This is a genomic window from Streptomyces sp. NBC_01537 (assembly GCF_045040445.1).
Classification (GTDB): Bacteria; Actinomycetota; Actinomycetes; order Streptomycetales; family Streptomycetaceae; genus Actinacidiphila.
On sequence record NZ_CP109392.1, the window covers coordinates 3017749 to 3038215 of the forward strand.

Here is a 20467-nt window from a genome sequence, read left to right on the forward strand (position 1 = left end):
TTGCTGGCTTGCGCACCAAATGTCCGGATTACGACTTCATAATCCCGGATTTTGAGAAACCCGCCCCCTGACAACGACGCGACGCACCTGGACGACACTCGAGTCATCCCACTGGAGTACGACCACGGCCGCCCAGGAGCACCCTCCCAAAGGCCGGGCCTGAAAGCCTTTCCCAAGCCTTCCATACGACGGCCGATCAGAGGACACAATCGATGGTTATTTTCATTTCTTCTGGGTATCAACGCGCTCTCGGCACAGTCCAGTTGCACCCGTAGCGAGCACTCCGCGCCCCGCGCACTCAACCGGTGGCCACGCGCTGGGCCGAACGGGCGACGGGACGGCCTCAGAGCAGGTCGAGCGCGTCGAAGGCGTAGCTGGGGCTGAGGTAGCCGCCACCGCCCGCGGAGCCGCTGGCGGCGTCGATGCGCAACGTGTTGGTGCCGGCCACGAGGTTCGCGGCGGGGATGACGTACTCGTACGTGTGGTTGTTGCCGCGGTAGCTGCCGACGGTCAGGGTCCGGGTGCTCGGCTCGGCCGCCGCCGCGGGGATGGCGGAGGTCCAGGTGCCGTTGACGGTGGTCTGGGGGCGGCCGTTGGCCTTGGCGGTGGTGATGCCGACCCGGAGGGTGCGGTCGGCGGCGGCCTGGGCGGCGGTGAGGGTGAAGGAGACGAGCAGGCCCTGGTTGATCTCCTTGAACTGGTACGCGGGCCAGGCGCCCGGGGTGCTGGATCCGATGACGTACGGGTCGGCGGCCCAGGCGGCGGCGCGGGAGTCGGAGGGGTGGGCGTAGGTGACGAGAGAGGCGTTCCTGAAGCCCGCGGGGGTGCCGTTCCAGTCGCCGATGCGCCAGATGGGGGTGGCGGTGGAGGGGTCGCCGGTGATGGTGATGGTGTGGACGGTGGTGGCGGCGCCGGCGGTGACGGTGACGTCCTGGGTGTGGACGGCGAGTTCGCCCTTGTAGACGGTCAGGGTGTAGGTGCCGGGGAGGAGGCCGGGGACGGTGTACTTGCCGGTGCTGGCGTTGACCGTGGCCCAGTACTGGGCGTCGGCGTTGGCGACGCCCACGACGTAGGGCTGGGAGGTGTCCCGGCCCGCCAGGCCGTTGCCGACGATCCGGCCGCGGCCGCTCGCGCCGGTCCAGCCGGTGAGGCCGAGGGCGTCGACCCAGGTGGTGGTGTTGCGGCCGGAGACGGCGGTTGCCGGGGCGGAGCCGTCGGTGAAGGCGAGGACGTAGGGGCCGTGGAGGCCGAAGCGCTCGTCCTCGGTCTGGCCCTCGGCGTAGTAGAGGTGCTCGTAGAGGCCGGCGCCTGACTCGTTGCCGTGGCGGAGGAGCTGGCGGATGAAGGGGCCGCCGGAGTCCTTCTCCTTGTTGGAGCGGACGACCCAGATCGCGGCGGTGGAGGCGGAGTTGGTGAAGCCGAAGTAGTCGTAGTCGATGGTCCGCAGGTTGGAGAAGTGCTTGGACCTGGTGGTGCCGTCGGCCTTGGCGAAGACGTCGGCGGACTCGATGACCGTGTCGGAGTCGGACCAGGTGTCGGGGTAGGTGGTGGGGAAGATGCCGGGCTTGAGGCGGGCGATGTACCGGCTGGCCGCGACAGAGGTGTCGGCCTTGTAGGTGAAGAGGTAGATGTTGTTCTCGCCGCTGCGGGCCGCGTAGTAGTGGATCAGGGTGCCGTTGACGACCTTGATGAGGAGAACTCCGGTGGCGGGCTGGGAGATCGTCACCGTGGAGGCGCCGAGACCGCTCTGGATGTGGGAGTTCTTGCCGTCGTAGCCCTGGTACTCGGTCCCCTTGTAGACGAAGGAACTCAGGTCGCCGTTGCTGTGGTTGACCTTGAAGACGAGGTCGGCGCCGGTGCTGACGACGTAGTTCGTGCCGTCGTCGGTGTAGCCGAAGTTCGCGGCCGAGGCGGCCGAGGCGGTCGCGGGGGCGGCGAGGGCCAGAACGAGCCCGACGGCTCCGGCGAGGACGGCACGGCGGGGCAGTTGGCGGTCGTCGTACGACATGGGGGTGCGGCTCCTGGTGCTGGTGGGGGGGGAGGGGACAGCACAAGACTGGCTGCTGTGGGAGCCCCCGCGCGAGGGTTGGAGCCGCCTGGCCACGCACACGTAACGGCACGTCACATTCGGTCCCAGCATGCGGGATTCGATGATCGATTCGATGGTTTGTGAACGGTTCCTTTCGCTTCTGTGGCATCCATTGCTCGGAAAATGTTCGGTTCTCTACGCTCTGCCCGTCCACAGAAAGGGAACCCCCGATGCGCAAGACCTGGTCCGCCGCACTGGTGAGCCTCGCCGTCGCTGCCACCACCGCCCTCACCACCGGCGCCGCCTGCCCGCCCCCGCAACACCAACGGCTGCTGGCCCGCGACGACTTCCGGCACGGCACCGGCCAGTGGTCGACCGAGCTGGAGAAGGGCGGCAGCGTCACGGCCAAGGACGGCGTGCTGGACGTCGATGTGCCCGCCGGCGCCTCGGTGTGGTTCAAGCGGGAGTTCTCCGGGCGGTACGAGATCGACTTCACCGCGACCCCGGTGTCGCAGGGCGGTGCCAACGACCGGGTCAGCGACCTGAACTCCTTCTGGAACGCGCGTGACGCACGTTCCCCCGAGGACCTGTTCGCGACGCCGCGCAGCGGCGCGCTCGCGGACTACGACAACCTCACCACGTACTACGCGGGCCTCGGCGCGAACTACAACACCACCACCCGCCTGCGCCGCTACGTCGGCGTCGCGGGCGAGCGGCCCCTGATCTACGACTACACCTCACCGCTGCTCACCGCGAACGAGCCCAACCGCATCCGGCTGGTTTCCGACGGCAAGCACATCCAGTACTGGGACAACGGCGAGCTGGTCTTCGACTACACCGACGAGGACCCGTACACCAGCGGCTGGTTCGCCTTCCGCACCACCTGGAGCCACTTCCACATCACCGACTTCCGCGTCTGGCGGCTCGGGACGGGCGGCCACGGTGCCTGAGATATCCCGCAGAGACGCCCTCAAGGCGGCGGCAGCGGCCGCCGTGGCGACCCAGCTCTCCTGGGCGCTCGCCGCCACCCCGGCAGCGGCGGAGGCCGCCACCGGGGCCGCCGCCCAGGCAGCCACCGCCGGCCCCGTGAAGCTCACCTGGCTGGAAGGCGGCACCCCCGCCGAGGCCCCGGGCTCCACGTTCGGCGTGGCCTGGCCGAAGGGCGCCGTCCAGGCCGATGAGACATTCGCGGTCACCGCCGCCGACGGCACGGCGGTCCCCCTGCAGACCTGGCCCACCGCCTACTGGCCGGACGGCACGCTGAAGTGGACCGCCCACGCGGTGGGCCGCACCGCAGGCCTGGCCGAGAGCTACACCGTCACCCCCGGCGGCACGCCCGCCGAGGCAGAGACCAGGCTGACCGTCGACACCAAGGGCGGCACGATCGACATCGACACCGGGGTCGTCCAGGTCAGCATCGCCAAGGCCGGGGCCCACGATGTCGTACGCAGCATCAGGCGGACCGGGACCGAGATCGCGCGCAAGGGCGAGCTGATCGTGCTGCGCCAGGACGAGATCGAGGACGAGGACCAGGGGACCGCCCGCTGGGAGCGCTTCACCGGCCGGGTCGACACCGTCACCGTCGAGCAGTCCGGCCCGGTCCGGGCGGTCATCCGCCTGGAGGGCAAGCACGAGCGCGCCAAGCGCTCCTGGCTGCCGTTCGTGCTGCGCCTGTACTTCTACGCCGGGTCCGAGGCGATCCGGGTCCTCCACACCATCACGTACGACGGCAAGCAGGAGGCCGGCAAGGACAGCGGCGACTTCATCAAGGGCCTGGGCCTGCGGCTGCGCGTTCCGCTGCGCGACGAGCTCTACGACCGGCACATCCGCCTCGCCGGCGCCGACGACGGCTTCCTCACCGAGGCCGTCCAGGGCATCACGGGGCTCCGCCGCGACCCGGGCAGTGAAGTGCGCGCCGCGCAGGTCAGGGGCGAGAAGCTGCCGGACCTCTCCACCTGGGACACCCGGGTGTCCGGGGCCCTGCAATACGTCCCCGCCTGGGGCGACTTCACCCTCTCCCAGCTCTCCGCCGACGGCTTCACGCTGCGCAAGCGCACCAAGCCGGGCCACGGCTGGATCCACACCACCGGCGGCACCCGCGCCCCCGGCTTCGGCTACCTCGGCGGAGTCAGCGGCGGGCTCTCCTTCGGCCTGCGCGACTTCTGGCAGAAGCACCCCGCCCAGCTCGACATCCGCGACGCTTACACGGACGAGGCCGAGGTCACCCTCTGGCTCTGGTCCCCGGAGGCCCAGCCGCTCGACCTGCGCTTTTACCACGACGGCCTCGGCCAGGACACGTACGAGGAGCAGACCGCCGGGCTCGCCATCACCTACGAGGACTACGAACCCGGCTTCGGCACCCCGTACGGCATCGCCCGCACCTCCGAGCTCTGGCTGTGGGCCAACGCCGCCACCCCCACCGCCGCGGCCCTCGTCGCCCAGAAGGACGCGCTCACCACCCCGCCGCAGCTCGTCGCCGACCCCGGGACCCTGCACAAGGCTGGCGTCTTCGCCGGGATGTGGTCCCCCGTGGACCGCTCCACCAAGGCCGCGTCCACCATCGAGGACCGCCTCGACCTGCTCTTCGCCTACTACCGGGACCAGCGCGAGCAGCGCCGCTGGTACGGCTTCCTCGACTACGGCGACGTCCAGCACACCTACGACCCGGACCGCCACACCTGGTGCTACGACGTCGGCGGGTACGCCTGGGACAACTCCGAGCTCTCCACCGACCTCTGGCTCTGGCTGGCCTACCTGCGCTCCGGCCGCGCCGACATCTACCGCTTCGCCGAGGCCATGACCCGCCACACCGGCGAGGTCGACGTCTACCACCTCGGCCAGTGGGCGGGCCTGGGCACCCGGCACGGCGTACAGCACTTCGGCGACAGTGCGAAGCAGGTGCGTATCTCCACGCCGGTCTACCGCCGGCTCTTCTACTACCTCACCGCCGACGAGCGCACCGGCGACCTGATGCACGCCCAGGTCGACTCCGACGAGACCTTCCTGGCCCTCGACCCCAACCGCAAGGTCCGCACCGACGGCTACCTCCCCGGCGACCGGCACGCCCTCTCCATCGGCTTCGGCACCGACTGGAGCGGGCTGGGCTGGGCCTGGTGGACCGAGTGGGAGCGGCGCGGTCCCAAGTGGCAGACCGCGCGCAGGAAGCTGCTGGCCAGCGCCTCGACCATCGCGGCCCAGCCCAACGGCTTCGTCCAGGGCAGCGGCCTCTACGACCTCGACACCGGCCGCTTCGCCATCCAGCCCGACCCGGTGATCGCGGTCTCCCACCTCTCCGCGAGCTTCGGCCTCCCCGAACTGGCCGCCGAACTCATCGCCGCCCTCGGCGAGAGCGACCTCCCCGGCTTCCGGGCCGCCTGGCTGGACTACTGCCGCTACTTCAACGCCACCTCCGCCGAACAGAAGGCCCGCTACGGCGCGAGCTTCAAGGTCAGCCTCGTCCAGGGCCACTCCCGCCTCGACGCCTACGCCGCGAACCTCACCGGCGACGCCGCCCTCGCCACCCGCGCCTGGGCCAAGTTCACCGCGAGCGACGGCTACCCGGACGCGGGCACCGCATGGGCCACCACGGCGATCAGCGGCCCGACGGTACTCAATGCCGGTGCGGACGCGACGTGGGTCAGCACGAATTCCACGGCGCTGTACGGGTTGGCAGCCATCCAGGACCTGGCGCTGGTCGGTGACGCGCTGCCGGGCTAGTGCGTTCGCCGGGTTGCGCAGCCCGCCGGCTGCGCTTTGTCCTCAATCGCCGGACGGGCTGATCAGGGGCGCCCGTCACGGGCGCCCCACGCGGTCAGGACCGCCTCCGCGGTGTACGTGTCGCGGACGTACTCCTGGGCCCACTCCGCGGCCCCCGCGAATCCGGATTCCGCGGCGATGCGGGTGGCCGCGGCCTCGTAGTCGTAGACCGTACGGCGCAGTTGGGCCCCGTCCGGGGTGAGGAGGGCCCAGTGGGCGCCGGGGCGGCCGTAGGGCATGCCGACGCTGCCGGGGTTGACGATGAGGCGGCCGTGGGCGATGCGGGCGTAGGGCATGTGGGTGTGGCCGCAGATGACGGTGGCGACGGCGGGGTCGACGCCGGACATGACCTCGGCCCAGCGGGCGGCGCGGGAGTCGACGAGGACGATCTCCTCGTCGTCGCGCGGGGTGGCGTGGCAGAAGAGGGTGCGGCCGCCGATGTCGAGTTCGACGGTGGGCGGGAGGGCGGCGAGGAAGGCGACCTGGTCGTCGCGGAGCTGGGCGGCGGCCCAGTCGTCCACCGGGTAGCCGGTGGGCTTGCCGTCGCGGCGGGCCTGGACCAGCTCGCGGTCGGCGTTGCCGCTGATCCAGACGGCACGGTCGCCGAGCGCGGCGTGCAGCCGGTCGAGGGTTTCCACGGGCAGCGGCCCGGCGGCGTGGTCGCCGGTGAGGACGACGCGGTCGGCGGCCCGCAGGTCGGGCTCGGCGAGCACGGCTTCAAGGGCGGGCAGGTTGCCGTGGATGTCGGACAGGACGGCTACGACTTCGTACGGCTGCATGTCACCACCGTGCACCGGCTCTCCGCACCGGGGCGGCCGGTCCGCCCAGGGCGGAACGCGGAAACGCCGGTCCCGCCGAGCGAAGGGGGAAGGCTCGGCGGGACCGGCGGTGGGCGAGTGGGGGCAGGGGTCAGACTGCCGCCACCGGCTCCTTGGAGGCCTCCGCCGGGGCGTCGGCGGGGGCGTGGTCGTCGATCTGGGTGGCCTCGTCGAAGGGCAGCTCGCCGGCGAAGACCTTCTTGGCCCGCTCGCGGTCGAACTCCTTGGTCCAGGTGCCGACCAGCACCGTGGCGACCGCGTTGCCCGCGAAGTTGGTGACGGCGCGGGCCTCGCTCATGAAGCGGTCGATGCCGACGATGAGCCCGACGCCGTCGACCAGGGCGGGGCGGTGGGACTGCAGGGCACCGGCGAGGGTGGCCATGCCGGCGCCGGTGACGCCGGCGGCGCCCTTGGAGGCGATCATCATGAACAGCAGCAGCGAGATCTGCTGGCCGTAGTTGAGCGGGTCGCCCATGGCCTCGGCGATGAAGAGCGAGGACATCGTCAGGTAGATCATCGTGCCGTCGAGGTTGAACGAGTAGCCGGTCGGCACGGTGATGCCGACGACCGGGCGGCTGACACCCAGGTGCTCCATCTTGGCGATGAGGCGCGGCAGGGCCGACTCCGAGGACGAGGTCGAGACGATGAGCAGGAACTCACGGCCGAGGTACTTGAGCAGCTGGAAGAGGTTGACCCCGGCGAAGAGCCGCAGGATCGTGCCGAGGATGATCACGACGAAGATCAGGCAGGTGATGTAGAAGCCGATCATGATCGTGGCCAGGGCCTTGAGCGCGTCCACGCCCGCCGAGCCGACCACCGCCGAGATCGCGCCGAAGGCGCCGACCGGGGCCGCCCACATGACCATGCCGAGGACCCGGAAGACCAGCCGCTGGATGTGCTCGACACCGCGCAGGATGGGCTCGCCGGTGCTGCCCATGGCCTGCACCGCGAAGCCGACGAGCAGCGCGATCAGCAGGACCTGGAGGGTCTGGCCCTCGGTGAAGGCCGAGACGAGGGTGGCGGGGATGATGCTGAGCGCGAAGTCCCAGCCGCTCTCCGCGGGCGCTGCGGTCGCCTGGGCCTGGCCGGCCTCCTTGAGGGCGTTGGTGAGGTCCAGTCCGGCACCGGGGTGCAGGATGTTGCCGACCACCAGGCCGATGCCCAGCGCGACGAACGACATGACCAGGAAGTAGCCGAGGGCGAGCCCGCCGACCTTGCCGACCTTCGCGGCCTTGCGCACCGAGCCGATGCCCAGGACGAGCGTGCAGAAGATGATCGGGGCGATCAGCATCTTGATCAGGTTCACGAAGCCGGTCCCGATCGGCTTCAGTTCCACCGCCACGTCCGGCGCGGCCAGGCCGAGCACGGCACCGGCGATCGCGGCCGCGATCACGGCCAAGTAGAGGTAGTGGGTACGGTCTCTTCGACCCGTGCTGCTCTCACTGCGGCTCTGGCCCGGCACTGACACCATTGTCTCCTCGGTCCGACCCGGCGTCGTCCCCAACGCCCTCGATTGGATAGGTCTCGGTGACTATGCGCTCGAGTCGTGACCGGGGTCACGTTTGCGTTCATTGAGTTCGCGCGCGGCGTGCACACTGTTGGCATGCCGCGCATGTCAGCAGTCCGCCACACCCCCTCGCGCCCGCGCAGCCTCGCCGGGCAGCTCTTCGCGTTGCAGGTCGTGATCATGGCCCTGGTGGTCACGGGGCTCGCCGCGCTCGTCTACGTGAACGCCGGAAACAGGGCCGAGGACGCGGCCGTCGCGCAGGTCACGACCGCCGCCCTGACCGTCGCGGACGCCCCGTCGGTCGCGGCGGCCATCAGGACCCCGAAGCCCACCACGCTGCTCCAGCCGTACGCGGAGCAGGTCCGCAAGGACACCGGTGTGGCATTTGTCACGATCATGGACACGCACGGCATCCGCTGGACGCACCCGGACACCAAGCAGATCGGCCATGTCTTCCTCGGCCATATCGGTCCGGCCCTGAAGGGCGAGACCTTCACCGAGACCTTCACCGGCACGCTCGGCTCCTCCGTGCGGGCCGTGACGCCGATCCGCGACCACGGGAAGATCGTCGGCCTGGTCAGCGTCGGCATCACCGTCACCGCGATCAGCGACCAGGTGCGCGGCCAGCTCACCGTCCTGCTCTCCGTCGCGCTGGCCGCCCTCGCCGTCGGCGGCCTGGGCACGTATGTCGCCAACCGCCGCCTGCGCAGGCACACCCACGGGATGTCGGCCGCCGAGCTCAGCCGCATGCACGACTACCACCAGGCAACTCTGCACGCGGTGCGCGAGGGCCTGGTCCTGCTGGACGCCGACCGCCGGGTCGCGCTGTGCAACGACGCCGCCCGCGAGCTGCTCGGACTCGGCGAGGACGTGGTCGGCTCATACGTGGACCAGCTCGGGCTGCCCACCTCGCTGACCGGCGCCCTGCTGGCCGCCGAGCCGCGCGTGGACGAGGTGCACCTGACCGCGGAGCGCGTCGTGGTGGTCAACACCTCGCCGGTGCGGGGCGGGGAGCGGCGCGGCACGGTGGTGACCCTGCGGGACCACACCGACCTGCAGGCGCTGACCGGCGAGCTGGACTCCGTACGCGGCTTCGCCGAGGCGCTCCGCTCGCAGGCGCACGAGGCGTCCAACCGGCTGCACACGGTGGTGTCGCTGATCGAGCTGGGCCGGGCGGCGGAGGCGGTCGAATTCGCCACCGCCGAGCTGCAGTTGGCCCAGGCGCTCACCGACCGGGTGGTCGCGGCGGTCGGTGAGCCGGTGCTGGCGGCGCTGCTGCTGGGGAAGGCGGCCGAGGCGAGCGAGCGCGGCGTCGAGCTGACGGTCACCGAGGACAGCTCGATCGACGACGGCGTGCTGCCGGACGCGCTGGTGGCCCGGGATCTCGTCACGATGCTCGGCAATCTCATCGACAACGCGATCGACGCGGCGATCGAGGGCGCCGGGGCCGGCGGGCGGCCACTGGTGACGGTCACCGCCCGCGTGGACGGCGGCGAACTGCTGCTCCGGGTCACCGACACCGGCACCGGCGTCGACCCGGCCACCATCCGCGAGGTCTTCCGGCGCGGCTGGACGACCAAGAGCGAGGGCCGCGGCCTCGGCCTCGCCCTCGTCGAGCAGGCCGCCCGCCGGGCCGGCGGCACGGTCGGGCTGGACCGGGCGGCGGGCGGCGGCGCGGAGTTCACCGTACGGTTGCCGCTGCACCTGGAGGTACGCGCGTGAGCACCCCTGGCCCTGGACCTGGTCCCGGCCCCATCACCGTCCTCGTCGTCGAGGACGACCCCGTAGCGGCGGACGCCCACCGCCTCTACGTGCAGCGGCTGGCCGGCTTCCAGGTGGCCGCCGTCGTCCACACCGGCGGCGCGGCGCTGCGGTTCCTGGAGAAGCAGTCCGTCGACCTGATCCTGCTCGACCTCAACCTCCCGGACGGCCACGGGCTCCAGGTCGTCCGCAAGATGCGGGCCGCCGGCCACACCGCCGATGTCGTCGCCGTCACCTCCGCCCGCGACCTCGGCGTGGTCCGCCAGGCCGTCTCCGTCGGCGTCGTCCAGTACCTCCTGAAGCCTTTTACGTTCCCCTCCCTCCGCGACCGCCTCGAACGCTGGGCCCGCTACCGCAGCGAGCTCGCCGGCGGCGAGGCCTCCGGCCAGGACGAGGTCGACCGCGCGCTGGCCGCGCTGCGCAACCCGGAGGCCTCGGTGCTCCCGAAGGGGCTCAGTGGCCCGACCCTCGAGGCCGTCACGGTCGCCCTGCGGCGCGCCACGGAGGACGGCGACGGCATCTCCGCGAATGCCGCGGCGCAGGCGGTGGGCGTCTCCCGGATCACCGCCCGGCGGTATCTGGAGCACCTGGTCGACACGGGGCAGGCGGTACGGGCTCCGCAGTACGGGGCGGTGGGGCGGCCGGAGCTGAGCTACCGGTGGGCGGGCCGGGGGCGTTGACACCTGGCAGCTCCGGCTCCGTAAACAACAGTAAACTTTCCTAACCAACTCCTTGTCGCGGGCATGACGGGGTGGCTAGGGTCTGTCCGGCGGGTCTCCGTGGGAGAAGGAGCGGCCCGCCGCGCCAGCGGCTGATGTCACTGCGGCGCCTGCGATCGCAAGGCGCCGGAGCGCCCAGACCCTGGCGTGCACAGCGCGCCCACAGACGCACTCCCCCCACCCAGGCTGGAGGCCTGATGAATCGTCACGCCCTGAAGGCGGCGGCAGCAGCCGTCACCGCCGTCGCCGCGCTCGGCACGACCACCGCTCACGCCGCCACCACGCACGCCACCGCGCTGCCCAGCGGCGTGGCCGCGCCCTACCTCTACCTCGGCTGGGGCAATCCGCCCTCCGCGACCTCGGTGATGTCGGCGACCGGCATCCAGCAGTTCACGATGGCCTTCATCCTCTCCGACGGCACCTGCAAGCCCGCGTGGGACGGCTCCCGCCCGCTGACCGGCGGCACCGACCAGTCGACGATCAAGGCGATACGCGCCGCCGGCGGGGACGTCACCGTGTCCTTCGGCGGGTGGAGCGGCAACAAGCTCGGTGAGAGCTGTTCGTCGGCCTCGAAGCTGGCGGCGGCGTACCAGAAGGTCATCGACGCGTACGGGCTCAAGTCGATCGACATCGACATCGAGTCGACGGAGTTCGAGAGCGCGACCGTACGCCAGCGGGTGATCGACGCCCTGAAGATTGTCCGGAACAACAACTCCGGCCTGAAGATCTACATCACCTTCGGCACCACGACCACCGGCCCGGACTCCAACGGCCAGGACCTCATCAAGCGCGGCGCCGCCAAGGGCCTGAACCTCGACGGCTGGGCCGTCATGCCCTTCGACTACGACGAGGGCGCGATCGACATGGCCGCCGCCACCAAGTCGGCGGTCAACGGCCTCAAGAACGACGTGGCAGCCGCCTACGGACTGTCCTCCGACGCCGCTTACCGCAAGGTCGGCTTCTCGTCCATGAACGGCATCACCGACGTCGACGGCGAGAAGATCACCCTGGCCGACTTCAAGTCGATGCTGGGCTACGCCAAGAGCCACCACCTCGCCCGCGTCAGCTTCTGGTCCGTCAACCGCGACCGCCCCTGCGGTTCCGGCTCCGACGCGGACTCGTGCAGCGGCATCAGCCAGGGCACGTACGACTTCACGAAGGCCCTGGCGGGCTACACGGGCTGACCGACGAGATCGCCGGACGGGCTGAATTCAGCCCGTCCGGCGATTGAGGACACAGCGCAGCCGGCGGGCTGCGCAACCCGCCGCGTCAGACGTTCTCGCCGAGGTGCAGCACGCGGACCATGTTGGTGGTGCCGGGGATGCCGGGCGGGGAGCCGGCCGTGATGATCACGGTGTCGCCCTCGCCGTACTCCTTGAGCTTGAGCATCTCGCTGCCGCAGATCCGGACCATCTCGTCGGTGGTCTGGACGTGCGGGACGACGATGGTGGTGACGCCCCAGGTCAGCGCGAGCTGGTTGCGGGTCGACTCGTCGGTGGTGAAGGCGATGACCGGCTGCGGGACGCGGTAGCGGGCGAGGCGGCGGGCGGTGTCGCCGGACTTGGTGAAGGCGACCAGGGCCTTGCCGTCCAGGTAGTCGCACAGCTCGGCGGCGGCGCGGGCGACGGCGCCGGACTGGGTGCGCGGCTTGCGGCCCTGAAGCGGCCACAGGCCCTGCTTGAGGAGCTCGACCTCGGCGGCCTCGACGATGCGGGACATCGTCTTGACGGTCTCGATCGGGTACTTGCCGACCGAGGACTCGGCGGAGAGCATGACCGCGTCGGCGCCGTCGAGGATGGCGTTGGCGACGTCGGAGGCCTCGGCGCGGGTGGGGCGCGAGTTGGTGATCATCGACTCCATCATCTGGGTCGCTACGATCACCGGCTTGGCGTTGCGGCGGCACAGCTCGATCAGCCGCTTCTGGACGACCGGCACCTGCTCCAGCGGGTACTCGACGGCGAGGTCGCCACGGGCGACCATGACCGCGTCGAAGGCCGCGACGACGTCCTCCATGTTCTCGACCGCCTGCGGCTTCTCCACCTTGGCGATGACGGGGACCCGGCGGCCCTCCTCGTCCATCACCTTGTGGACATCGCGGACGTCCTTGGCGTCGCGGACGAAGGACAGGGCGACCATGTCGACACCCATGCGGAGCGCGAAGCGCAGGTCGTCGATGTCCTTCTCGGACAGCGCGGGGACGTTCACCGCCGCGCCGGGCAGGTTGATGCCCTTGTGGTCGGAGATGACACCGCCCTCGACGACGAGACAGCGCACGCGCGCGCCGTCGACCTCGATGACGCGCAGCGCCACGTTGCCGTCGTTGATCAGGACCGGGTCGCCGGTGCTGACATCGCCGGGCAGGCCCTTGTAGGTCGTACCGCAGATGGTCCGGTCGCCGGGGACGTCCTCGGTGGTGATCGTGAACTCGTCACCCGCGACCAGCTCCACCGGGCCGTCCGCGAACTTCTCCAGTCGGATCTTCGGCCCCTGCAGGTCGGCCAGCACGCCGATCGCACGCCCGGTCTCCTCCGAGACCTTGCGCACCCGGTGGTAGCGCTCCTCGTGCTCGGCGTGGCTGCCGTGGCTGAAGTTGAATCGGGCCACATTCATGCCGGCCTCGACCAGTGTCTTGAGCTGGTCATAGGAGTCAACGGCGGGACCCAGGGTGCAGACGATTTTCGCTCGGCGCATGAAGACGATCCTATCGGGTTTGTTCCGCTCCGGAATAATCCCGTGCGGAGGGCGTGCTGGCGGTCGGTGCGGACGGCTGGGCGTGGCGGCGGCCACAGATTAGACGGTGACCAGCGAGTACGCCTCCCGTGCGATCTCGAGTTCCTCGTCGGTCGGTACAACGGCTACCGCGACCCGGCTGGATTCCGCCGAAATCAGCCGCGCCACGCTGCCGCGTTCCGCGTTGCGCACCGCGTCCACCTCGATGCCGAGCCGGGCGAGTCCGCGCAGTGCCGCCTCGCGCACCGCGGCCGAATTCTCGCCCACCCCGGCCGTGAACGCGATGGCGTCCACCCGGCCCAGGACGGCCGTGTAGGCGCCGACGTACTTGCGGACGCGGTGGATGTAGATGTCGAACGCGAGCCGGGCCTGCTCGTCGCCCTCGGCCATCCTTCGGCCGATCTCGCGCATGTCGTTGTCCCCGCACAGGCCGAGCAGCCCGCTTCTCTTGTTGAGCAGGTCGTCGACCTCGTCCGGGCCCATCCCCGCCGACCGCTGCAGATGCAGCAGCACGGCCGGGTCCAGGTCCCCCGAACGCGTACCCATGACCAGGCCTTCGAGCGGAGTCAGGCCCATCGAGGTGTCCAGGCACACCCCACCGCTCACGGCGGAGGCGGAGGCGCCGTTGCCCAGGTGCAGGACGATCACGTTCGTGTCGGCCGGGTCCCGGTCGAGGAGGGCGGCCGTGGCCCTCGACACGTAGGCGTGCGAGGTCCCGTGGAAGCCGTAGCGCCGGATCTGGTGCGCGTCCGCCGTCTGACGGTCGATCGCGTACCGGTACGCCGCCTCCGGCATCGTGGAGTGGAACGCCGTGTCGAAGACCGCGACCTGCGGCAGGTCCGGACGCAGGGCTCTGGCGACCCTGATGCCGGTGACGTTGGCGGGGTTGTGCAGCGGCGCCAGCGGGACGAGCTTCTCGATCTCCTCGATCACCTCGTCCGTGATCAGCGTCGGCTCCGTGAACCTGGTGCCCCCGTGCACGACCCGGTGGCCCACCGCCGCCAGCTGAGGGCTGTCCAGGCCCAGGCCCTTGGCTCCCAGGTCCGCAGCGACCTGCCGCAGCGCCTCGCCGTGGTCCGCGGCCGCGCCGGGCTCGCCGATGCGCTCGACGAGGCCGGCGGCGGGGCGGGTGCCGTCGGCCATGTCGATGAGCTGGTACTTGACCGACGACGAGCCGGAGTTGAGGACGAGTACGCGGGTGGCGGTCACGGGCTCAGCGCTTTCTGGGGTGGGTGGTCGCGGCCTGGATCGCGGTGATGGCGACTGTGTTGACGATGTCGGAGACCAGCGCCCCGCGCGAGAGGTCGTTGACCGGCTTGCGCAGCCCCTGCAGCACGGGCCCCACCGCGACCGCCCCCGCCGACCGCTGGACGGCCTTGTAGGTGTTGTTGCCGGTGTTGAGGTCCGGGAAGATCAGGACGGTCGCCTTGCCGGCGACCTCCGATTCCGGCAGCTTCGTGGCGGCGACGGCCGCGTCGACAGCCGCGTCGTACTGGATGGGCCCCTCGACGAGCAGCTCGGGCCGCCGCTCGCGGACCAGCTCCGTGGCGCGGCGCACCTTGTCGACATCGGCGCCGCTCCCGGAGGTACCGGTGGAGTACGAGAGCATCGCGACCCTCGGCCGGACCCCGAACTGGGCGGCGGTCTCGGCGGACTGGATGGCGATGTCGGCCAACTGCTCGGCGTCGGGGTCGGGATTGACCGCGCAGTCGCCGTAGACGAGGACCCGGTCCGCGAGGCACATGAAGAAGACGGACGAGACGATCGCGGCGCCCGGCGCCGTCTTGATGATCTCGAAGGCGGGCCGGATCGTCGCGGCGGTCGAGTGGACGGCACCGGACACCATGCCGTCGGCGAGCCCCTGCTGGACCATCAGGGTGCCGAAGTAGGAGACATCCGCGACGACGTCGTAGGCGAGTTCGTACGAAACGCCCCGGTGGGCCCGCAGCTTGGCGTAGAGCTCGGCGAAGCTCTCCCGGAGGGGGGACGTCTGAGGGTCGATGACCTCGCAGGCGCCGACGTCGAGGTTGATGCCGAGTTCGGCGGCCCGCTTGCGCACGGCGTCCGTGTCACCCAGAAGGATGAGGTCGCAGACGTTCCTGCGCAGGAGGACTTCCGCGGCGCGCAGGATGCGTTCCTCGGTGCCCTCGGGGAGGACGACGCGCTGGCGGGCGGAGCGGGCGCGTTCGATGAGCTCGTGCTCGAACATCATGGGGGTGACGCGCTCGCTGCGCACGACGGACAACCGCTGCAGCAGATCGGCGGTGTCGACGTGGTTCTCGAAGAGGCCGAGCGCGGTCTCGACCTTGCGCGGGGTGGCGGCGCCGAGCTTGCCCTCCATGGCGGAGAGCTCGGTGGCGGTGTGGAAGGAACCGGCCGGGACGGAGAGGACGGGGGTGCCGGGGGCGAGACGGGCGGCCAGCGCCAGGATCTCGGGGCCGGGGCGCTCGTCGAGGGTGAGGAGGAGGCCGGCTATGGGCGGGGCACCGGCGGAATGGGCGGCGAGGGAGCCGATGATGAGGTCGGCTCGGTCGCCGGGGGTGACGACCAGGCAGGCGGGGGTGAGGGCCTTGATGAAGGTGGGCAGCATGGCGCCGCCGAAGACGAAGTCCATGACGTCGCGCGAGAGCCCGGAGTGGTCGCCGAGCAGCACCTCGGCGCCGAGGGCGGCGGAGATCTGGGAGACGCTGGGCGCGGAGAGCGCCGGCTCCTCGGGCACGACGTACGCGGGGACGGGGAGGCGGCCGCGCAGCCGGGCGGCGGCGTCCTCGACCGCGTCGCCCGGCACCCGGTTGGCGATCATGGCGAGCACGTCGCAGCCGAGGCCGGCGTAGGACAGGTGGGCGTTGCGGACCTCGTCGGCGATCGTCTCGGGGGTCTGGTCGCGGCCGCCGACCACCGGGAGGACGGAGGCGCCGAACTCGTTGGCGAGGCGGGCGTTGATGCCGAGCTCGCCCGGGAGGTTGGTCTCCTCGAAGTCCGAGCCGAGGACGAGCACCGCCTCGTAGTCGCGGGCGACCTCGTGGAAGCGGTCGACGAGGTGGGATATCAGCGCGTCACGGCCCTGCTCGGCCTGGAGGGCGGCGGCTTCCTCGTAGGACATGCCGTACGCGGTCCGGGGCTCCTGGGTGAGCCGGTAGCGGCTGCGCAACAGGTCGAACATACGGTCGGGCACGTCGTGCAGCAGCGGCCGGAAGACGCCGACGCGGTCCACCTGACGGGTCAGGAGCTCCATGAGCCCCAACTCGACGACCTGCCGGCCGTCGCCGCGGCCGATGCCGGTCACGTACACGCTGCGCGTCACGCGCGATCTCCGTCCCTGCCTCGCGGGATCCCCGATCCCGATATCCCTTGACATTACCGTCCCCCGTACGTAAGACGCGCGACAGGTCCAGGGGGTGAACGGGCGCACAACATGCGCATGCGGCAGAACGGCGCGAGAGTGCTGTCCATGCGCATCGGAGTGCTCACCGCGGGCGGCGACTGCCCCGGCCTCAACGCCGTGATCCGCTCCGTCGTCCACCGTGCCCTGACCGTCCACGCAGACGAGGTCATCGGCTTCGAGGACGGCTTCAAGGGGCTGCTCGAAGGCCGTTTCCGTCCCCTCGACCTGGACTCGGTGAGCGGAATCCTGGCCCGGGGCGGCACCATCCTCGGTTCGGCCCGGCTGGAGCGCGCCCGGCTGCACGAGGCCGCCGACCACTGGCGGACCCTGTGCGGCGGCTACGGCCTGGACGTCCTCATCCCGATCGGCGGCGAGGGCACGCTGACGGCCGCCCGGATGCTCGCGGACGCCGGGGTGCCGGTGGTGGGCGTACCGAAGACCATCGACAACGACATCTCCTCCACCGACCGCACCTTCGGCTTCGACACCGCCGTCACGGTCGCCACCGAGGCCATCGACCGGCTCAAGACCACCGCGGAGTCCCACCAGCGGGTGATGGTGGTCGAGGTGATGGGCCGGCACGCCGGCTGGATCGCCCTGGAGTCCGGCATGGCCGGCGGCGCCCACGGCATCTGCCTGCCCGAGCGGCCCTTCGACCCCGCCGACCTGGTCGCCATGGTCGAGGAGCGCTTCGCCCGCGGCAAGAAGTCCGCCGTCGTCTGCGTCGCCGAGGGCGCCCACCCGGCCGACGGCACCATGGCCTACGGCAAGGGCGAGATCGACCTCTACGGTCACGAGCGCTTCACCGGCATCGGCACCCGCCTGGCCGCCGAGCTCGAACACCGCCTCGGCAAGGAGGCCCGGCCGGTCATCCTGGGCCACGTACAGCGCGGTGGCGTCCCGACCGCGTACGACAGGGTCCTGGCGACCCGCTTCGGCTGGCACGCCGTCGAGGCCGCCCACCGGGGCTCGTTCGGGCACATGACGGCGCTGCGGGGGACGGCCATCGGCATGGTGCCGCTCGCGGACGCGGTGACGACGCTGAAGCGGGTGCCGGAGGACCGGATGGAGGAGGCCGAGTCGGTCTTCTGAGGACCGGGGCCCGGGACGGGGAGCGCAAAGGCGGAGGGCGCGATGGTGATCGCGCCCTCCGCCTTTCTTTGCGGCTCCCGGACGGGTCCGGAGGTCTGTCGGTCTGTCGGGCCTAGCTCTCGTTGTACAGGTGCATGCCGGGAACGGTGAGCGTGCCGCCGAACTGGCCCGCCTGAACGACCGTGACGTTGGTGAAGAAGGCCACGGGGACGTTGATGGGCGGCGGGGTGTCGGGGGTGAACGTGACCGGCAGGACACCGAAGAGGTTGCCCTTGAGCGACTCGGTGTACATGGTCACCGTGCCGTCCTTGATGGTCGAGGTGCTTCCGCTGGCGGCCTGCACGTGGGAGGTCGTGCCGTCCGGGCCGTCCACGATCTGGTGCAGGTTCTTGATGTCGACACCGGTCGCGGTGAACTTGAGGACCTTCTTGACCGTGCCGTTGTACGTCTTGACCTCGACGATGCCCTTGTAGTCCAGCCCCGTGAGGGTGAGCAGGTCTGTCTTGAGGGTCCACGGCGTGTCGGGCAGCAGCTGGAGGTTGTCCTCGGCCTCCGCGGCGGCCAGGGCCGCCGCGTCGTGCGTGGCGCAGGGGAACGGCGTACCGCTGGAGGAGGCCGACGCGGTGGCCGAGGCCTTGGCCATGGCGACGCTCGCGGCGGCGGACTCGGCCGCCTTGGTGACCTCGACGGCCTTCACGGCCGAGTCCTTGGCGGTCTTGTCGACCGTGTCGGACGCGGAATCCTCGGTCGCGCCGGCCGACGGGGTCGCCGTGGCCGTCGGGGTGGCCGTGGCGGTGGAATCGCTGGTGGCGGCGGCCGCGCTCGAGGAGGAGCCGGTGCTGTCGATGCCCAGCAGATTCTTGAGCGCGTCGACGACGCCCAGCGGGTCCGCCGCGTTCGTGGTCTCGCTCGCCGAGGCGGACGCCGAGGCCGAAGGGCTCGCGGTCGCGGTCGGCGTACTGCTCTTGGAGGACTCACTCTTCGACGCCGAGGAGGACTTGGCGTCAGCGGACGAACTCGCGGACGGAGTCGGCGTGGCGGTCGCCGAGGCCGACGACGTCGCCGTGGAAGAGGCGGACGAGGTGGAGGACGACGGGCTCGCGCTCGCCGAGGAGTCCTCTTCCGTGGTGTCGGCGCACGACGTACCGGTGAACGGGTTCTTCGGCAGCTCGTCGGCGGACGCCAGGCGCGGTGTGAGCCCCATGCCCATGAGTACCGCGGTGGGCATGGCTGCAATGGCTATCGCCTTGCCCGCGGGTACCTGGATCTTGGTCAGCAGCGACTTCCTCGGGGCCGCATGCCGCGGCCCCGTTCTGACCCGGGTCGTACGGCCTTCTGCGGCCCCGGTCTCGTCATCACCCCGCACTGTTCCTCCCGTTCGCTTCAGCGGTGTGCTCGGCGGCATGCGCCGCTTCCTCATGCGCCGGCCCGTCCCGCTCGCTGCCCGCGTCGTCCGCGGACGGCTCCGGCAGCTTGGGAAGCCACGACGGATGCTCGGGGTCCTCCACCGGCCGGGCGCCCGGACCCCAAGCGACGGCGAGGGCGCCGCCGATCAGGCCGAGCAGGAAGCCCATCAGGAAGCCGCCGATGTTGGAGACGACCAGCGACACCAGCGACAGCATGATCGTCGCGACACCCGCGAAGACCCGTGCGACCGCCTGGAACCACATGGTCAGGCCGAGCACCACCAGCAGTACGCCGATGATCAGCGAACCGGCTCCGGCCGTGGTGGCCATGGCGAGGGTGAGCCCGCCGAGGTTGAGATGGGCGTACGGGAAGTACGCGATGGGGCCCCCGGCGAGGATGGTGAGCAGGCCCGCCCAGAACGGCCGCTGCCACCGCCATACGCGGAAGCGGAACCGCCAGTTGCCGATCCGGCCCTGTGTCTCGGCGCTCATGGAAAACAGCTCCCTGGGACTGACTTTCAAAAGGAGGTGTGGATGGGAAAGGTGAGGGGCGTCCCGCGCCCCTCACCCCCCAAGGACCTGCCCGGCCGGGCTCCCGCCCGGTCAGGTCCGTTCAAGTGCTCAGTAGCACTCGTAGCCGTCGCCGGAGCCCTTCTTGACCGACATGCTCAGCCCGCTGAGCTTGAAGGTTCCCGCGCTGGTCGCCCAGGCGGTCTGCTTCACGTCGGTAAGAACGGCCGAGTCGGCTTCCTGGGCGAAGGAGCCCGGGAGGACCGCGTCACCGGAACCGATGCCGGGGCCCTTGGTGCTGTTGTTGACCGCGACACCGATGTTGATGTTGGTGAACGTGGCGTCGGCGTTGAGCTGGTCAAGGTCGATGTAAAGGTTCTTCGCCGAGACCGGCGTGTCACCGTTACCCGCGCCCAGCTTCAGCGTCACATCGCCGAAGACCGGGACCGGCACGACCACGGACTGGCAAAGGCCCTCGATCTCGGCGCTGTTGAACGCAGAGACCGCGACCGGGATCTTCTTGCCGCCGTACTGGGTGTCAAGCGCTCCGTACTGGACGAAGCCCTGACCGGTCAGCTTCTCGGCCGAAACCTTGAACTGCTGCCCGGACACACTGAACGACGCGGCAAGCGCACCCTGGCTCAGGGCAACACCTATACACGCCGTGGCCGCAACGGACGGCACCATGACAACGGCGAACCGCTTCCATCTGGTACCACCACGAACGAGCGACTCCATGAAAGTTCCTCCTTCT

General features: G+C 70.6%; 15 protein-coding genes. 6 read left to right on the forward strand and 9 right to left on the reverse strand.

Translation table 11 applies throughout. From position 1 onward, the window contains the following. Positions 1-343: 343 nt before the first annotated feature. Positions 344-2008, reverse strand: a complete 1665-nt coding sequence (locus OG607_RS13760; protein ID WP_405723011.1) for a rhamnogalacturonan lyase B N-terminal domain-containing protein — start codon at positions 2006-2008, stop codon at positions 344-346. Positions 2009-2259: 251 nt separating this feature from the next. On the opposite strand from OG607_RS13760, the gene OG607_RS13765 reads away from it, so the two are divergent. Both OG607_RS13765 and OG607_RS13770 read left to right on the forward strand, forming a co-directional pair. Beyond that, complete coding sequence (locus OG607_RS13765) at positions 2260-2979, forward strand: DUF6250 domain-containing protein (protein ID WP_405723014.1); 720 nt, start codon at positions 2260-2262, stop codon at positions 2977-2979. Then, positions 2972-5746, forward strand: a complete 2775-nt coding sequence (locus tag OG607_RS13770) for a Tat pathway signal sequence domain protein (RefSeq protein WP_405723017.1) — start codon at positions 2972-2974, stop codon at positions 5744-5746. The genes OG607_RS13765 and OG607_RS13770 overlap by 8 nt, the downstream gene beginning before the upstream one ends. 62 nt (positions 5747-5808) lie before the next feature. Here the strand turns inward: OG607_RS13770 and OG607_RS13775 are convergent, their stop codons facing one another. Together OG607_RS13775 and OG607_RS13780 are read right to left on the reverse strand one after the other, a co-directional pair. After that, positions 5809-6564: a metallophosphoesterase family protein gene (locus OG607_RS13775; protein ID WP_405723020.1), complete on the reverse strand. Its 756-nt coding sequence runs from the start codon at positions 6562-6564 to the stop codon at positions 5809-5811. 130 nt (positions 6565-6694) lie between these two features. After that, positions 6695-8074, reverse strand: a complete 1380-nt coding sequence (locus OG607_RS13780) for a cation:dicarboxylate symporter family transporter (RefSeq protein ID WP_405723022.1) — start codon at positions 8072-8074, stop codon at positions 6695-6697. Between the two features lie 132 nt (positions 8075-8206). Here OG607_RS13780 and OG607_RS13785 point away from each other — a divergent pair, with 132 nt between their 5' ends. The 3 genes from OG607_RS13785 (at position 8207) to OG607_RS13795 (ending at position 11774) form a co-directional block, all read left to right on the forward strand. Continuing rightward, positions 8207-9832: an ATP-binding protein gene (locus OG607_RS13785; RefSeq protein ID WP_405723024.1), complete on the forward strand. Its 1626-nt coding sequence runs from the start codon at positions 8207-8209 to the stop codon at positions 9830-9832. Next, on the forward strand, positions 9829-10551 hold the full coding sequence (locus OG607_RS13790; protein ID WP_405723026.1) for a response regulator: 723 nt from the start codon (positions 9829-9831) through the stop codon (positions 10549-10551). Before OG607_RS13785 ends, OG607_RS13790 begins: the two co-directional genes overlap by 4 nt. 236 nt (positions 10552-10787) lie before the next feature. Then, complete coding sequence (locus OG607_RS13795; RefSeq protein ID WP_405723027.1) at positions 10788-11774, forward strand: chitinase; 987 nt, start codon at positions 10788-10790, stop codon at positions 11772-11774. An 85-nt stretch (positions 11775-11859) separates the two neighbouring features. Here the strand turns inward: OG607_RS13795 and pyk are convergent, their stop codons facing one another. The 3 genes from pyk to pta form a co-directional block, all read right to left on the reverse strand. Next, positions 11860-13281, reverse strand: a complete 1422-nt coding sequence (gene pyk / locus OG607_RS13800) for a pyruvate kinase (RefSeq protein WP_405723030.1) — start codon at positions 13279-13281, stop codon at positions 11860-11862. Positions 13282-13380: 99 nt separating this feature from the next. Continuing rightward, positions 13381-14529 (reverse strand): acetate/propionate family kinase, encoded by a 1149-nt coding sequence (locus OG607_RS13805; protein WP_405723033.1) that lies wholly within the window; start codon positions 14527-14529, stop codon positions 13381-13383. A gap of 4 nt (positions 14530-14533) precedes the next feature. Further along, positions 14534-16624: a phosphate acetyltransferase gene (pta, locus tag OG607_RS13810; protein ID WP_405723036.1), complete on the reverse strand. Its 2091-nt coding sequence runs from the start codon at positions 16622-16624 to the stop codon at positions 14534-14536. Positions 16625-16771: 147 nt separating this feature from the next. Here pta and OG607_RS13815 point away from each other — a divergent pair, with 147 nt between their 5' ends. Beyond that, positions 16772-17797 (forward strand): ATP-dependent 6-phosphofructokinase, encoded by a 1026-nt coding sequence (locus OG607_RS13815; RefSeq protein WP_405723037.1) that lies wholly within the window; start codon positions 16772-16774, stop codon positions 17795-17797. A gap of 112 nt (positions 17798-17909) precedes the next feature. On the opposite strand, the gene OG607_RS13820 is transcribed toward OG607_RS13815, so the two are convergent. From OG607_RS13820 to OG607_RS13830, 3 genes are all read right to left on the reverse strand, one after another. Further along, on the reverse strand, positions 17910-19025 hold the full coding sequence (locus OG607_RS13820; protein WP_405723038.1) for a hydrogenase expression protein HypF: 1116 nt from the start codon (positions 19023-19025) through the stop codon (positions 17910-17912). Positions 19026-19152: 127 nt separating this feature from the next. After that, entirely contained in the window at positions 19153-19695 is a 543-nt protein-coding gene (locus OG607_RS13825; RefSeq protein ID WP_405723040.1) for a DUF6114 domain-containing protein, read from the reverse strand. A 129-nt stretch (positions 19696-19824) separates the two neighbouring features. Further along, on the reverse strand, positions 19825-20451 hold the full coding sequence (locus tag OG607_RS13830; protein ID WP_405723041.1) for a DUF6230 family protein: 627 nt from the start codon (positions 20449-20451) through the stop codon (positions 19825-19827). Positions 20452-20467 lie beyond the last annotated feature (16 nt).